Genomic DNA, 15,350 nt, shown 5'->3' on the forward strand with positions numbered 1-15,350 from the left:
CTACCGCCGCCGCTTCGAGCACTACGGCCACGGCAAGGCCGACCAGGCCATCGTCGGCCTGGGCGGGCAGGTGTTCATGCGCAAGAACTCCCAGGACGCGGTGAAGGAGTTCCGCCCCTACTTCGACCACCACCCCCTGATGGGCGGCGGGCCGTCACTGGAGGAGTACATGGACCAGACTCCGCTAAGCGTCGGCAGCCCGCAGGAGGTCATCGACAAGACCCTCGCCTTCCGCGACTCCTTCGGCCACTACCAGCGCCAGCTGTTCAACGTCGACGGCGTCGGAACGCCCCTGAAGACCGTGCTGGAGCAGCTCGACATCCTCGGCGAGGAGGTCGTGCCGGTGCTGCGCAAGGAGTTCGCCGCAGGACGGCCCGCGCACGTGCCCGACGCGCCCACCCACGCCTCACTGCTCGCCGCCCGCGACGCCGTGAACGCCTCCGCGGCGGCGACGGGCTGAGGCGCGGCGGGTCCCCGCTCTGGTCGCGGCGAGAGCCCGTCACCGTCGCGTCCGTACCCGCGGTCGGGCGGCCCGACCCGCGTTCACCCCGCCCGGGCCGGGGCGCCGCCGGGCCCGCCGCCGACCGGCCCGAACACCCTCCCCACCAGAAAGGCCTCCCCTGAGTGAGCCCCAGACCGACAGGACCGGTGCAGCCGTCCACATCGCGCTGGACGAAAAAGGCGCGCAAGGCCGGAGTCAGCCAGAGCACTCTGGACGTGCTGTCGGCCTGGCGCGAGGTCGCCTCGTTCACCGACGGGCAAAGGGCCGCGCTCGAACTGGCGAGTCCTTGACGGTGATCGATCCGACCATCGACCGGCAGGCCGTCAACGCTCGTGCGGCGGCCCACCTGACCACCGCCCAGATCTCCGCGGTGGAGTGGACGGCCACGCTCATCAACGCGTTCAACCGCGTCTCGATCGCCAGCGGCCACCCGGTGCGCGGTGCCGCGGCCGCGCGGCACGAGCCCGCTCCGAAACCCCGTCCTCGACCCACGGGCGGCGGGTAGGACGGCCCTCGCCGGACACGGGGTCCGGCAGCGGCGGACGCCGCCGCCGGACCTCACCGGCGCGGGGTGCCGTGGGGCCCCGGTCAGGACCCACCGGTGCGCGGTTCGGTCCGGGCCGCCGGATGGATCCCCGGCCAGGCCCCCTTCTCTGCGAGCCGGGTCGTCACCTGCACGATGCCGTGCCGGACAACGGACACGGCGTCCCGCGGCTCGTAGTAGTCCGAAGCGGCGCACACGGCGATGTGGCGTTCGATCACGGGGTCGACGACCCGGCGCACCATGAGGTCGGGAGTGCTCCGCAGCGCCTCGACGCTGGACAGGGGGAGCAGGGCGCAGGCCTCGCCGCTCTCGGCGATGCGCACCATCGTGCCCAGGGACTCCACGTCGGCGGCGATCGTCGGCGCCGTGCCGCGTTCGGTGAAGACGCGGTCGATGAGCACGCGCAGGTTGCTGCGCGGTCCGGGGGCGACCAGCGGCACCCGGAGCATGTCCGCCAGCCTGACGTCCCCGCCCGCCGCGGTGCCGGCGGCGGCCGCGCCGCTCCCCGGGGACCCGGCGGCCCGGGCGCTCCGGGGCTGCTCCTCCGCGTCCGAGCGCCCGACCAGGTACAGCTCCTCGGAGTACAGCGGCGTCTCGGCCGGGCGGGGCTCCGCGTCGTCGCGGTAGAGGACGGCGAGGTCCATCCGCCCGACCGTGAGCAGCTCCTGGATGTATCCGCTCACCGACTCGAACAGCCGCAGGTGGACACCGGGGTAGTGCCGCCGCGTCCAGGAGAACAGCGCCGGAGCGAGGTGGACGGCGACCGCGGTGGGCAGTCCGACGGCCACCGTTCCGCGGATGACGCCGGGCTCCTTGACCACGTCCTCGGCGATCTGGTCGAACCGGCGGATGAGCTGCTGGGCGTCCCGGTAGAGGGTCCGCCCCGCCGGTGTGGGCACCACCCCGCGGGGGCCGCGCTGCACGAGCCGCACGCCCAGTTCGCTCTCCAGCTGCCTCATCCGCTGGCTGACCGCCGGCTGCGAGACGAACAGCTGCGAGGCGGCACGGGTGAAGCTCCCGCTGTCGATCACCGCGATGAAGTCCCGCAACTGGGCGATGTCCACTGGCTGTCCCCTCGGCCTACACGGTCCGGTCCCTCCCCTCGGCGCGCCGCAGCAGTCGGCGGGCGCGTTCCACGACCGGTCGATCGATCATCTCACCACCGCGCTGCGCTGCGCCCTCGCCTCCCGCGGCGAGTACCCCGCGCGCCCATTCCAGCTCGGCGGCGTCGGGGGCGAAGGCGCTGTCCACGGGCGCGACCTGGGCGGGGTGCACGCACAGCTTGCCGCCGAACCCCCAGCGGCGGGCGCGGGCGGCGTCGCGCGCCGCGGCCGCGCCGTCGCGCACGTCCGTGGTGACGCCGTCGACCGGCGGCGGCAGTGAGCACGCCGCCGACCAGCGCACCAGGTCGCTCCGCGACGGGTCGAGCGCGGCGTCGTCGGCGGTGCCCAGGTCCAGGGCCAGGTCGATACCGCCGAACAGCAGCCGGACCGTCTCGGGGTGGCTCGCGATGCGGGAGAGCTCCACCAGCCCGCGGGCGGACTCGATCAGCGGCAGTACCAGCGCCCGGCTCGCCTCGGCCGCGGCGCGCACGTCCTCGCCGGACTCGGCCTTGGGCAGGACGACGGCGTCCGGGGCCAGCTCGCGGCAGAGCCGCGCGTCGGCGGCGAACTCCGCTGTGGTGCGCGCGTTGACGCGCACGGCCACGGCGGGGGCGCCACCGCCGAGGGAGGAGCGGGAGTCGGCGACGCTCGGCCACCCGTCCCGCAGCGCGTCGCGTGCGGCGTCCTTCCCGTCGGCCGGGACGGCGTCCTCCAGGTCGATGATGACGGCGTCGGCACCGCTGCGTACCGCCTTGGCGAACCGGTCGGGGCGGGACGCGGGCACGAACAGCCAGGTGACGGCCGTCGCGAGTGCGTCCGCGCGCGCGGCGCTCGTCTGCGGCGCCATCAGAGCACCCCGTCCGACCGCAGCTCGGCGGTCTCCTCGGCCGTCATCCCCAGTTCGCCGAGGATGGCGTCGGTGTGCTCACCGAGGCCGGGGACCGGGTCCATGCGGGGGGCCGGGTCGCGCGGGCCGGGCGGCGCCAGCGCCGGGACCCGCCCCGTCGGCGTGTCCACCTCGTGCCAGCGCCCCCGCGCGGCGAGCTGCGGGTGGCGCCACACCTCGGCGAGGCTGTTCACCCGGGCGTGGGCGACCGGGATGGCGGCGAGCAGGGAGGTGGCCTCGTCGCCGTCCAGTTCGGCGAAGCGCCCGGCGATGACGGCTTTGAGCGTGTCGCGGTTGGCGCTGCGGGCGGCGTTGGTGGCGTAGGCGGGGTCCTCGGCGAGGGCGGGGCGTTCCAGGAAGCGCTCGCAGAACGCGCGCCACTCGCGCTCGTTCTGGATCGCCATCAGGACCACCTGCTCGTCGCGCGCGGCGAAGGGGCCGTAGGGGTAGATCGTGGCGTGCGCCGCGCCGGCGCGCGCCGGCGGCTCCTGGCCGTCGTAGGCGTAGTAGAGCGGGAAGCCCATCCACTCGGTGGTGGCCTCCAGCATCGACACGTCCAGGTGGGCGCCCTTCCCGGTGCGTGCGCGCTGGAGCAGCGCACCCAGGACCGAACTGTAGGCGTACATGCCCGCGGCGATGTCGGAGACCGAGATGCCGACCTTCGCCATCTCCTCCCCGCTGCCCGTCACCGACAGCAGCCCCGACTCGCTCTGCACCATCAGGTCGTAGGCCTTCATCGTCTCGTAGGGGCCGGGCGAGCCGTAGCCGGAGATGTCGCAGACGATGAGCTCGGGGTGCCGCGCCTGCAGTTCGGCGGCGCCCAGCCCGGCACGGGCCGCGGCCCCCGGCGCCAGGTTCTGGAGGAAGACGTCGGCGCGGGCCAACAATCGGCGCAGCACCGCCAGGCCGCGCGGGTCCTTGATGTCCAGTGTCAGGGACTCCTTGTTGCGGTTGACCCACACGAAATGCGAGCTCATGCCGTTGACGCGTGAGTCGTAGCCGCGGGCGAAGTCGCCCGTGCCGGGGCGCTCGACCTTGATGACGCGGGCGCCCATGTCGGCCAGATGGCGGCTGGCGTAGGGAGCGGCGATGGCCTGCTCCAGGGACACGACGGTTACACCGCGAAGCGGCTGCATGGTTTCTCTCCTGCGTGTGTTGAACGGTCGGGCGCGCCGCGGTGCGGGGGGTGCCGGGAGCCGCTCCCCTCCGGGCCGCCGCGTGCGGACCGGCCCGGAGGGGCGGTGGCCGCGGCTCGCGGCGGTGCCGCGGCTAGACGACGAGGCTGATGCCCACGACGATGACCAGCGAGACCACGGAGGCCAGTGCGGTCACGAAGGTCAGCGCCTTGAGCGTGCCCCGGGTGGTCACGCCGAGCAGCGACTGGAACATCCAGAAGAAGTTGCTGTTCACCTGGAGCGCGAACAGGGCGCCCGCGCCGATGGCCAGTCCCAGTACCGCGGGCGGCAGGTCCAGGCTGCCCATGATCGGGGCGAGGATGCCCGCGGCCGCGATGGCGGCGACGGAGATCGAGCCGATGGCCAGGTGCAGCACGGCCGCCACCAGCCAGGCCAGCAGCACCGCCACGAGCGCCGGTGTGCCCGCCTCGGCCGAGAACAGGCCGCCCAGGACCCCTTCGAGCGCCGTCTCCCCGATCACCGCGCCCAGCGAACCGCCGACTCCGGTGACCAGCAGGATCTGCCCGGTCGTGTTGAGTCCCTCGCCCAGTGCGTCGTTGGTCCGCGCCGTGCCCTGCACGACCCGGGACAACAGGTAGGCGCCGACCAGGCCGACGAAGAGCGCCAGCACCGGGTCGCCGAAGAACGCGATCACGGGAGACGTCACGCCGGCGGCCTCGGCGATCGCGCCGGCGGCGATCATGACCAGCGGGATGAGGATGGGCAGCAGGGAGACGTGGAGCGGCGGGGTCCGCGGCGCCGCCTCGTCGGCCTTCGTCACGCCGCCGTCCCCGTCGCCGCCGGCTCCGCTGCCGCCGCTGCCGCCGCTGGGCGCGGCGCCCGCGGGCCGCACGGCACCGGCGGGCTCCCGGTCCTCGACCGCCACCGGGGCGATCTCGTCCTTTTCGGGGTTCCAGAACCCGAACCTCAGCAGGACGCCGTAGAGGAACACGGTGAGCACGGCCGTGGACAGCCCGACCCCGAAGCCGTAGAGCAGCATCGTGCCGAGCGGGACGCCCAGCAGGCCGGCGATCGACACGGTTCCCAGACCGGGGATCACGAACACGTAGCCGACGAGGATGCCGGTGCTGAGCGCGCCGCCCATCATGCCGACGCCGTTGCGGCCCAGGCTGGGAGCGGCGGAGCGGGCCAGCGGGGCGGCGAGCACGAGCTGCACGTCCACGTAGATGGACGGGAAGATCGTGCTCAGCACGGCGGCGAGCGCGTAGGGGAGCCGTCTGGGGCCGAGCAGCCGCAGCAGCAGCTCCACCAGTTTCTGGAGGGCGCCCATGCGGAGCAGCAGCGACCCCAACAGGACGCCGAATCCGATGAGCAGCCCGACTTCGGCCATGATGTCGCCGAAGCCCTGGGCGATGGTCGAGATGGTCGTCTCGAATCCCAGCCCGGCCGCGAGTCCCAGGTAGATCGACCCGATCACGAGTGCGATCACCGGCTCGACGCGGGCGGCCAGGATCAGCAGCACCACGCCGATGATCGCTATCGTCGTGTGCGCCACGACCAAGGTGTCAGTCATTGAGCTCTTTTCCGTTCAGACCTGATTGGGGGCGGTGTCAGGCTCCCGGTCACTGCGGCGGACCGCGGCTGGTCCGGCCTCCCTGCCGCCCGAAGCCGCGCGGAAGCGGGAACACCTCGGCGGGAACCCTCGCACAGCCGCGGTGGAACGGCGCGAGCGGGTCCGCTCCGGCGTGCTCCAGGCCACAGCGCGAACGCGTTCTCCGGCGGAACGCCGAAGGCGGCGCCGCGCCGCGCGACGGCAGGTGGGCCTATCGCCCTGTGGTCCGCGACACAGACCCGCCCATGCAACACGAAGGCGGGCCTGCCTGGTAGGGGCCCGTTTCCATGGGGCGCATAAGCAGTGCTTATACCGGCGCGACGGCCCGGGACCGCGGGCTGCGTCGGAGCCCCGCCGCGACAGGAAGAGCCGCCCGGCCCGCGCAGCGGTGTGCGGGGCCCGACGGCTCGGGTGGGAGACCGGCTCCGGGGACGTTCAGGCCTTGCGGGCCATCCCGCAGTACTCGTCGGCGGCGGTGGGCAGCCGGCCCCCGACCTCGATCTGGGAACTGCGCCACTCCAGGGCGGGCACCACACCGGGCTCGACCAGGTCCAGCCCTGCGAAGTACTCGCCGATCTGCTCCGGTGAGCGCAGGATGTAGGGCAGGGGCGCGTCGGCGTTCCACGCCTGCGCCGCCCGCCGCATGCCCTCGCTGGTGTCGGTGCTGTCGGCGATCGCCAGGAAGCTGCCCGAGGGCAGCCGTTCCATGTAGGAGCGCACCAGGGACATCGCCATCTCGTGCGTGTGGTGGCCCAGGATGCCCAGCATCGTCAGCCCCACCGGACGGGTCAGGTCCAAGGTCCGGGACGCCGCCTCCAACACGACGTCGGGGTCGTGCACGTCGGCGTCGACGTAGTCGGTGGCGCCCTGTGCGGTGCCGGTGAGCAGGGCGCGGGCGTGCGCGAGGACCAGCGGGTCGTTGTCCACGTAGACCACGCGCGCGGACGGGTTCACGGACTGGGCGATCTCGTGGGTGTTGTTGTGCGTGGGCAGCCCCGTGCCCAGGTCCAGGAACTGGTCGATGCCGGCCTCGCCGGCCAGGTGGGTGACCGCGCGCAGCAGGAAGGTGCGCTGGGCGCGCGCCACGTCGACCATCTCCGGGAAGTCCTTGAGGATGAGGTCGCCCAGGGCCTTGTCGGCGGGGTAGTTGTCCTTGCCGCCCAGCCAGTAGTTCCACACTCGGGCGGAGTGGGGGACGGAGGTGTCGATGGGGGGTGGGGTAGCCATGGGAACCATGCTCCAGGTGGGGGGTGGGGAAGGGGTCACGACCCTCAGGTGCTTCGTCCTGAGAGACCGAAAACGCGGGAAACAGGGGGGTTCCGCGGTCGCGGTGCGGCACCGGTGGCGATTGTAGTGCCGCGCTCCGCGCCGGAGCGCGCGCTCCGGCCAGTCGTTTCCGGGGCCTCCCCCGCGGGGGAGGCATGCGGGAGAGCGCCTCCGAAGCGGGTTCCTCCGGGGACCCGCTTCCGTCGTCTCCACGGTGGTGCTCCCCAGCCGTGGGGACCGCCCCCCAGACACGGGGAGAGGAGTCCGCGGTCCTTCTCCCCGTGTTCATGTCCTCACCCTCCGGTGTGTACCGCCGTTGGAAAGAGCACCCGTCGTGGAGGATGTGCACGGCCCGGACCCCGGGTGCGTCACCCGCCCCACCGACGAGTCCTCACGCGAAAGGGTGCCCCCGTGAACCTGTCCCGTCCGAGGTCCTCGTGGCCTGTCCGCCCGGCGGCCGTCCCCGTGGTCGCCGTGCTGGTCGCGCCCATGATCCTGGCCGCACCGTCCTCCCAGGTGACAGCCGACGTCACCGCGCCGGTGGGCGGGATCGCCGGTGGCGTGGAGGAGCGGATCGCCACCGGGGTGGGCCTCGTGTCCGGCCCCGTCCCCGGTTCCGGGGGCGGCGGTGAGCAGTTCGCCAGCCTCCTCACCGTCGACCTCACCGAGGAGATCGGGATCGAGTACGTCGACGGGGGCGGCCTCACCTCTCCGGCGACGGTCGCGGACATGGCGGCCGCCGCCGAGCCCCCGGAGGGGTCCACCGTGGTCGCCGCGGTCAACGGCGGCTACTTCGACATCGGCGCGACCCAGGCCCCCCTGGGCGCCGGGATGGGTGACGGACGTCTGCTCACCTCGCCGGACCCGGGGTTCACCAACGCCGTGGTCATCGACGCCGACGGCAGGGGCGGCGTGCGCCGGGTGGCCTTCGACGGAACCGTGTCCCTGCCGTCGGGGGACCTGGACCTCGACGCCCTCAACACCTCCACCGTCCCCGCGAACGGTCTCGGCCTGTACACGTCGGACTGGGGCGGGCACCCCCGCGCACACGTCGTGTACGAGCCCGGGACCGGCGCCGGGACCGACCCCGGGGACAGGGCCGTCGCCGAGGCCGTGATCTCCGAGGGCGCCGTCGAGCGGGTCAGCGACACCCCCGGCAGCGGCCCGATCGAGGAGGACGAGCAGGTCCTGGTGGCGCGCGGCTCCGCCGCGGAGCGGATCGCCGAGCTGTCCGAGGGCGACCCGGTCGAGCTGGAGCACGCCCTCACCGCCGAGGGCACCGAGCCCCGCACCGTCGTGGGCGGACGGCACGTGCTGGTGCGCGACGGCGAACCCGTTCCCGTCGAGGACGACTCCCGCGCGCCGCGTACCGCGATCGGGTTCTCCGAGGACGGCGAGACCATGCACGTGGTGACCGCGGACGGGCGCAACCGCGGCCACTCCGGCTCCACGCTCGCGGAGGTCGCCGCACTGCTCGCCGCGTCCGGGGCCGACCAGGCGCTGGAGCTGGACGGCGGCGGATCCTCGACCCTGCTCGTGCGCGAACCCGGCGGTGCAGGTCCGGTGCTGCGCAACCGCGCCGGGGACCAGCTCCGGGAGGTCCCCGACGGCCTGGTGATCACGGCGCCCGAGGGTTCGGCCGAGCCCTCGGGCCTGTGGCTGCGGCCCGCGCTGGAACCCCGGCCCGGACACGGCTCCCCCGTGCCGCCCCAGGCCGACCCCCGCCGCGTGTTCACCGGTATGCACCGCACCCTCGCCGCCACCGGGCACGACGAGGCCTTCGGGCCGTCCGGCCCCGGGGCGCCCCACACCCCCGACGACCGCACCGGTGAGCTGGAGCTGTCCGCGCCCTCCGGGCACGGTGACGGCCCCCGGTTCGTCGCGGGAGACCCCGGTCCGGTGACCGTCACGGGCCGGGCGGGTCCGCTCCGCGGCACCGTCGGCCTGGAGGTGCTGCCCGCCCCGGACACGCTCCTGGCCGCGCCCCAGCACCTGGGCATGGCCTCCTCCGAGGACACCGCCTCCTTCGTGCTCACCGGGGTCACCGGGGACGGCGAGCGGGCACCCGTCGAACCGGTCGACGCACGGATCGAGGCCGTCCCCGACCTGGTCGAGGTCGTGGACCGGGGCGACGGCGGCTTCGAGGTGCGGCCGCGCGCCGGGGAGGGGCCGGAGGCCGGAGAGGGGTCGGGCGTCCTCACCGTGAGCGCGGGCGGGGTGAGCACGCGGATCCCGTTCTCCATCGGTACGCGGACGACTCCCCTGGCGGACTTCGGGGACGCGCGGGAGTGGACGGCGCGGTCCGCACGCGGCGAGGCCGAGGTGCGCCCCGCGGCCGGACGCGACGGCCCCGGCCTGGCGCTGGCCTACGACTTCACCCGCGACATCCGCACCCGGACCGCCGCCGCCCACCCGCCCGAGCCGCTGACCCTGGACCGCCAGGCCTTCGCGTTCACCGTGGGCGTGCGCGGCGACGGCGGCGGCGCCCGCCTCATGGTCAGCCTCACCGACGAGCACGGTGTCGGCCACTCCCTGGAGGGCCCCGCCGTGGACTGGGAGGGCTGGCGCGACGTGCGCCTGGAGGTGCCCGACGACGCCGGACACCCGGTCACGGTCTCGCATGTGTACCTGTTGGAGGAGGACCCGAGCCGCGCCTACGCCGGTGAGGTGGTGCTCGACGGCCTCACCGCCGAGGCCGCGACGGGGCCCTGACCCGCAGGGAGGGACCGGCTCCGGTACGGACCCCGCCGGGGCCGGGCTTTCGCCGCCCGGCCCCGGACACGGTCCCGCGTCCCGTCAGCGCGTGGTACGAAGGGGACCCGAGGACCACGACGAGCAGGAGAAACAGATGAGCGCCCGTTTTCAGGAGCTGGGCTGGCGGGCGACCCCGATGGGAGAGCTCAGCCTCCGGCGTCGGCACGACCCCCTCTTCCGCAGGGAGGTCTACGAGATCAAACTCGACGACGACTTCCTGATGTCGAGCCTGTTCACCGCGGCCGAGGTCGAACTGGCCCGGCTGGCCCTGGCCGAACTGGACGCGGTGAACGGCCTGCGCGTCGCCGTGGGAGGACTGGGCCTGGGCTACACGGCGCACACGGTGCTGGAGGACCCGCGCGTGGGCTCCCTCGTCGTGGTGGAGGCCCTCGGCGAGGTCATCGACTGGCACCGCGAGGGACTGATCCCCTCGGGTGCGTCGCTGGTCCGCGACCCCCGGTGCCGCCTGGAGCACGGGGACTTCTTCGCCGCGGTCGGCGCCGGTTCGGGGCCCGCCCCGCAGCTGGGCTCGGAGCCGTTCCACGCCGTGATCGTCGACATCGACCACTCACCGCGCCACCTGCTCCACCCGAGTCACGCGGGTCTGTACACGGCCGAGGGCCTGCGCCACCTGCGCGAGCGCCTGCTCGCGCCGGGCGGCGTCTTCGCCCTGTGGTCCAACGACGCGCCGGACGAGGAGTTCACCGGCCTGCTGGCGGAGGTCTTCGCCACGGCGCGCGCGGAGGTCGTGGACTTCCCCAACCCCCAGCAGGACCACGACGCGTCCAACACGGTCTACGTCGCGATGTCGTGAGCGCCCCCGCTCCCCCGAACGGGGAACCGGTTGAGCGGGGTGTCAGCGCGAGGAGGCAGGACCTTCACAACGGAGCAGAGCGGCCCACTCGGCGGCGGGAAAGGCCAGGGTGGCCGCTTCCTGGTTCTGGGTGTCGCGTACCAGGATGGTCGGCCCTTCACTGACCTCGACGCAGTGAGCGGCGTCATTGCTGTAACTCGACTTGTGCCACATCACAGCAGCCTTCCTAGCAGGGCGGAGGTTTCCCCCAAGGGGGAGCACAGTCCGATCAGGTTCCTCACGACAGACACTACCGCCGCGGTGTCCTCCGGCTCGTCCATCAGGAGGTTGCCCCGGGCGTAGTCGGAGGCCGCCACGGCAGCGCCATCCGCCAGCCGGTAGACCTGGACAGAGGCGGCGATCAGCAGCATCGGATTGCCCTCAGGAATCAGATGGACCGCCATCCGCTCCCGTTCGATGTGCCGCAGGATCGTCTTGGTCTGGTCGGTGCGTACGCTGTCGGGCAGGCAGGTCAGCGCGGAGATGGGGAAGACGGCGGTGACGAACGGGTCATTCCTTCGTTTGAGCACCTCGTAGCGCGAGACACGAAGCTGGGCGAAGCGCTCCACATCGTCGTTGGACGCGCTGGGATGTCCTGCGCGGAACACCATGCGCGCGTAGGGCAGGGACTGGAGGAGGCCGGGCACGAGGTTGGAGACCGTCACCGTGTCGATCTCCACCGCCTTCTCCTCCAGGGCGCCCTTGGAACGCATCCAAGGCGGAATCTGCGAACCGGTGGCCACCGGTTCCCACGTGCGCACCAAGCGCCCTTCGGCCTTGAGCGCCTTGTCGAGCTGTTCGACCTTCGCCCGTTTGGGAGTGATGACGCCGGTCTCCCACCGGGACACCGAGGCAGCGGAGGACCCCACACGTTCGGCAAGCTCCTCCTGCCTCAAACCGGACAGTTCACGAAGCTTGGCAAACAGAGATGTGAATTCGTTCTCAGCCACACCTTAAAGCTATCCAGGAATCTGCACCCTGGACCATGTCCATACAGGCAGATATTGGTAGCTGTGCAAAACCACTGTTCAGTCGCACCGTTGGTGTATGGATGCGATCGAACAGCTACAGCACCTCCAGGAAGAACTCACCGCACGCGGGCTGCCCTCGCAGATCAGCGACAAGCCCCACTGGTTCAGCCTGAACCCGGTACCCACCCTGACCTGCTGCCCCTATCTCGGGTACGCGCAGGTCACCGTCACCGAACACGGCCTCTACCGGTGGTTGGACGGCAAGGGCGACTACAGGACCCACCCCCGCGTCTTCGCCGGGCTGGTCGTGGACGACCTCATCCGCACCCGCGCGGGAACCTCGACCCCACCCGAACTGCCCGAATGGAACAAAACCGCCAAACAGATAGCACCACCGCTCCCCCGCCGAAGCGAGTGGAGGCGTGCGCGCGAACAGGAAGAGTGACACGACAACGGGCACCACCACCGCCATGCTGTGGGGTCCATTCTCATTCACCTACGCAAGCACGAAGAGAAAATCAGACTATTTCCATGCATTTCCGTAAAGCGGCTTGCGCGTCTGGTGGCCCCGGTCTCTCCGAGGAGGGCGGGCCTCAGAGCACGCTGGCACTGCTCTCCCGGACCAGCAGGGTGTGGCCGACGACGACCTTGGCCGAGGGCCGGTCGTCCTCCCTCCGGGGCTCCGCGTCCGGGGCGCCCCGCCGGGCCTCCACCTCCTCCAGCAGCAGCCGCACCGCCTCGCGGGCCAGACTGGGCTTGTCCGGGGCGACGGTGGTCAGGCTCGGCACGGAGTAGCGCCCCGGGGCGATGTCGTCGAACCCGACCACCGCCACGTCCCGGGGGACCCGCACCCCGGCGTCGTGCAGCGCGCGCATCGCCCCCAGCGCCAGCAGGTCGTTCATGCACAGCAGCGCGTCGGGCGGCCCGGACCCGGCGACGAGTCCGGCGGCCAGCTCCGCCCCGTCCTCCCAGTGGAAGTGCGCGGCCGGTCTCACCAGCGCGGGGTCGTAGCCCCTCCCCCGCGCCTCCAGGGCCTCGCGGTAACCGCGGGTGCGCAGCTCGGCCGTGCCGGAGGGGCCCGGCGGCCGGCCGCCCACCACCGCGATCCGGGTGCGCCCGCCGTCGAGCAGGTGCTCGGTCGCCTCCCGCGCGGCGGCCACGTTGTCGATCGCCACGTGGCCGTGCCGGACCGTGCGGGGCAGCTCGCCCAGGAGCACCACCGGCAGCCGGGAGGGGTGCGTGCGCAGGGCGGCGTCGTCCATGGCGAGCGGGCTGAGGATGACGCCGTCGACGAAGTCGGCGCCGAACCCCTCCAGGGCGGACTCCTCGCGGTCGCGGCGGGCCTCGCTCTGGTGGACGAGGACGGTGCGCGAGAGGCGTTCGGCCTCGCGGATGACCAGGTCGGCGAGCTCGGCGAAGTAGCCGAGGTCGAGTTCGGGCACGACCAGCGCGATCACGCCGGTCTCACCGCGGCGCAGGTGGCGTCCGGCCAGGTTGACCCGGTAGCCCAGCGCGGCGATGGCCGCCTCCACGGCGGCGCGCGTGGCGGGCCGAACGTGCGGATGGTCGTTAATAACGTTGGAAACCGTTTTCTCCGAGACCCCGGCCTGACGCGCGACGTCCTTGATACGCGGCCTCGTGCCCACGTCCACCCCCGATCAGCGCCATCCTAGCCCGCGCCCCGCCGCCGCCCCCGCGGTCGGACCCGGCCTCCCCCGCCCGGCGCCCGGACCCCCCTGACCTTCGCATCGAGGTATTTACATCGATGTAAAAATGTGCTGACATTTGCCGTGACGCCAGTCACATGACGCCGCCGTGAGAAGGAGAAGACCTCCGTGCCGACGCACCACCAGTCGCAGCGCGGGGACGGACCCACCGCTCCGCCCCGCCCCGAGTACCCGCGCCCGCAGTTCACCCGCCCCGACTGGCTGTGCCTGAACGGCGCGTGGGGCTTCGAGGCCGACCGCGGCGACAGCGGACTCGAACGGGGCCTGCGCGACGCCGAGCTCTCCGGCACCATCACCGTCCCCTTCTGCCCGGAGTCGGAGCTGTCCGGCGTGGGCGACACCGACTTCATGGAGGCGGTCTGGTACCGGCGCACCGTCCGCGTCCCCGACGCCTGGGCGGGACGGCGCGTCCTGCTGCACTTCCAGGCCGTCGACCACGACACCACCGTGTGGGTCAACGGCGTGGAGGTCGCCCGCCACCGCGGCGGGTTCACCCCCTTCACCGCCGACCTGGCCGGGGTCGCGGGCCCCGGCGAGGAGGCCGTGGTGGTCGTGCGCGCCCGCGACAGCCGACACCGCTTCCAGGCCCGCGGCAAACAGGCCACCTGGTACGCCAACTCCGGATGCCACTACACGCGCACCACCGGGATCTGGCAGACCGTGTGGATGGAACCGGTCCCCGAGGTGCACCTGCGGCGCCCCCGCATCACCCCGGACCTGGCCAACGGGGCCTTCCACCTGCTGCTGCCGCTGTCCGGCAGCGGCGAGGGGCTGCGGGTGCGCGCCGTCCTGGAGGACGGGGACGGCGGGGTCGCCGCGGCCGAGGCCCGCGCCGACCTGGACACCGCGCCCCGGCTGACCCTGGCGGTGCCGCCGGAGCGGCTCCGCGCGTGGTCCCCGGAGGACCCGCACCTGTACACGCTGCGCCTGGAACTGCTCGACGCCCGGGGCGACGTGGTGGACCGGGCCGGATCCTACGCGGGCCTGCGGTCGGTCTCGGTCCAGGGCAAGGCGATCCTGATCAACGGCCGACGCGTGTTCCAGCGCCTGGTCCTGGACCAGGGCTACTACCCCGACGGACTGATGACCGCGCCCGACGACGCCGCCCTGGTGCGCGACATCGAACTGGGCCTGCGGGCCGGGTTCAACGGGGCCCGCCTGCACCAGAAGGTCTTCGAGGAGCGCTTCCTGTACCACGCCGACCGGCTCGGCTACCTGGTCTGGGGCGAGTTCGGCGACTGGGGCTGCGCGGCCGACGGCGGCGCGGCCGACGACAACCAGCGGCCGGACGCCTCCTACGTGGCCCAGTGGACCGAGGCCGTGGAACGCGACTACTCCCACCCCAGCGTCATCGGCTGGTGCCCGCTCAACGAGACCTTCCAGCGGTTGCACGACCGCTTCACCGCCCTGGACGACGTGACCCGGGCGATGTTCCTCGCGACCAAGGCGATCGACCCCTCCCGCCCGGTGGTGGACGCCTCCGGGTACGCCCACCGGGTCCCCGAGACCGACGTCTACGACTCCCACAGCTACGAGCAGGACCCCGAGGCGTTCCGCGAGCAGATGAGCGGCCTGGCCGAGGACGACCCCTACGTCAACCGCGGCGCGGACGGCCGCGACTGGTCGGTGCCCTACCGCGGCCAACCCTACTTCTGCAGCGAGTTCGGCGGGATCCGCTGGGACCCCGGCACCGACGGCGGCGAGCAGTCGTGGGGGTACGGCGACGACCCGAGGACCCCGGAGGAGTTCCACACCCGCTTCGAGGGTCTGACGGGTGTGCTGTTGGAGGACCCGGACATGTTCGGTTACTGCTACACGCAGCTCACCGACGTGTTCCAGGAACGCAACGGCGTCTACCGGTTCGACCGCGGCGACAAGCTCGACACCGCCCGCATCGCGGCCGCCCAGCGCAGGACCGCCGCGTACGAGAAGGCCGACCGTCGGCCCGAGTGAGTGCGTCCCCGGGACGCCCCGGGGACAGATCGGAAGAGCGTCG

General features: G+C 72.8%; 14 protein-coding genes and 1 pseudogene. 7 read left to right on the forward strand and 8 right to left on the reverse strand.

What is annotated here, in order from left to right; genetic code table 11:
* From HGB44_RS31085 to HGB44_RS32310, 3 genes and pseudogenes are all read left to right on the forward strand, one after another.
* A pseudogene (locus HGB44_RS31085) lies at positions 1–460 on the forward strand (5,10-methylene tetrahydromethanopterin reductase); the annotation flags it as partial.
* A gap of 188 nt (positions 461–648) precedes the next feature.
* Positions 649–792, forward strand: a complete 144-nt coding sequence (locus HGB44_RS32305) for a carboxymuconolactone decarboxylase family protein (protein ID WP_231972649.1) — start codon at positions 649–651, stop codon at positions 790–792.
* A gap of 2 nt (positions 793–794) precedes the next feature.
* Positions 795–1,007 carry a carboxymuconolactone decarboxylase family protein gene (locus HGB44_RS32310; RefSeq protein WP_231972650.1) on the forward strand — a complete coding sequence of 71 codons (213 nt, stop codon included), beginning with the start codon at positions 795–797 and terminating at the stop codon, positions 1,005–1,007.
* Positions 1,008–1,090: 83 nt separating this feature from the next.
* Here the strand turns inward: HGB44_RS32310 and HGB44_RS31095 are convergent, their stop codons facing one another.
* The 5 genes from HGB44_RS31095 to HGB44_RS31115 all read right to left on the reverse strand — a co-directional run bounded on the left by HGB44_RS31095 (position 1,091) and on the right by HGB44_RS31115 (position 7,010).
* On the reverse strand, positions 1,091–2,110 hold the full coding sequence (locus tag HGB44_RS31095; RefSeq protein WP_061083351.1) for a LysR substrate-binding domain-containing protein: 1,020 nt from the start codon (positions 2,108–2,110) through the stop codon (positions 1,091–1,093).
* Positions 2,111–2,126: 16 nt separating this feature from the next.
* Complete coding sequence (locus tag HGB44_RS31100) at positions 2,127–2,996, reverse strand: HpcH/HpaI aldolase/citrate lyase family protein (RefSeq protein WP_061083352.1); 870 nt, start codon at positions 2,994–2,996, stop codon at positions 2,127–2,129.
* Entirely contained in the window at positions 2,996–4,171 is a 1,176-nt protein-coding gene (locus tag HGB44_RS31105) for a CaiB/BaiF CoA transferase family protein (RefSeq protein WP_061083353.1), read from the reverse strand. The genes HGB44_RS31100 and HGB44_RS31105 overlap by 1 nt, the downstream gene beginning before the upstream one ends.
* Positions 4,172–4,304: 133 nt before the next feature.
* Positions 4,305–5,744, reverse strand: coding sequence for a GntP family permease (locus HGB44_RS31110; protein WP_061083354.1), 1,440 nt, complete (start codon positions 5,742–5,744; stop codon positions 4,305–4,307).
* 474 nt (positions 5,745–6,218) lie between these two features.
* Entirely contained in the window at positions 6,219–7,010 is a 792-nt protein-coding gene (locus HGB44_RS31115) for an SAM-dependent methyltransferase (RefSeq protein WP_061083355.1), read from the reverse strand.
* Positions 7,011–7,460: 450 nt separating this feature from the next.
* Here HGB44_RS31115 and HGB44_RS31120 point away from each other — a divergent pair, with 450 nt between their 5' ends.
* Entirely contained in the window at positions 7,461–9,761 is a 2,301-nt protein-coding gene (locus HGB44_RS31120) for a phosphodiester glycosidase family protein (RefSeq protein ID WP_061083356.1), read from the forward strand.
* A gap of 136 nt (positions 9,762–9,897) precedes the next feature.
* Positions 9,898–10,617, forward strand: a complete 720-nt coding sequence (locus HGB44_RS31125) for a polyamine aminopropyltransferase (RefSeq protein WP_061083357.1) — start codon at positions 9,898–9,900, stop codon at positions 10,615–10,617.
* 42 nt (positions 10,618–10,659) lie between these two features.
* On the opposite strand, the gene HGB44_RS31130 is transcribed toward HGB44_RS31125, so the two are convergent.
* Positions 10,660–10,830, reverse strand: coding sequence for a DUF397 domain-containing protein (locus tag HGB44_RS31130; protein ID WP_210752419.1), 171 nt, complete (start codon positions 10,828–10,830; stop codon positions 10,660–10,662).
* The gene (locus HGB44_RS31135; protein WP_061083359.1) at positions 10,830–11,606 is read right to left on the reverse strand and encodes a Scr1 family TA system antitoxin-like transcriptional regulator; all 777 of its coding nucleotides are present in this window, start codon (positions 11,604–11,606) and stop codon (positions 10,830–10,832) included. The genes HGB44_RS31130 and HGB44_RS31135 overlap by 1 nt, the downstream gene beginning before the upstream one ends.
* A gap of 97 nt (positions 11,607–11,703) precedes the next feature.
* On the opposite strand from HGB44_RS31135, the gene HGB44_RS31140 reads away from it, so the two are divergent.
* Positions 11,704–12,072, forward strand: coding sequence for a hypothetical protein (locus HGB44_RS31140; protein ID WP_061083360.1), 369 nt, complete (start codon positions 11,704–11,706; stop codon positions 12,070–12,072).
* A 148-nt stretch (positions 12,073–12,220) separates the two neighbouring features.
* Here the strand turns inward: HGB44_RS31140 and HGB44_RS31145 are convergent, their stop codons facing one another.
* Positions 12,221–13,273 carry a LacI family DNA-binding transcriptional regulator gene (locus HGB44_RS31145; RefSeq protein WP_082768631.1) on the reverse strand — a complete coding sequence of 351 codons (1,053 nt, stop codon included), beginning with the start codon at positions 13,271–13,273 and terminating at the stop codon, positions 12,221–12,223.
* Positions 13,274–13,462: 189 nt separating this feature from the next.
* On the opposite strand from HGB44_RS31145, the gene HGB44_RS31150 reads away from it, so the two are divergent.
* On the forward strand, positions 13,463–15,307 hold the full coding sequence (locus tag HGB44_RS31150; protein ID WP_061083362.1) for a glycoside hydrolase family 2 protein: 1,845 nt from the start codon (positions 13,463–13,465) through the stop codon (positions 15,305–15,307).
* Positions 15,308–15,350 lie beyond the last annotated feature (43 nt).

The sequence above is a fragment of the Nocardiopsis alborubida genome (assembly GCF_012396365.1).
In the GTDB taxonomy this organism is placed as follows: Bacteria; Actinomycetota; Actinomycetes; order Streptosporangiales; family Streptosporangiaceae; genus Nocardiopsis; species Nocardiopsis alborubida.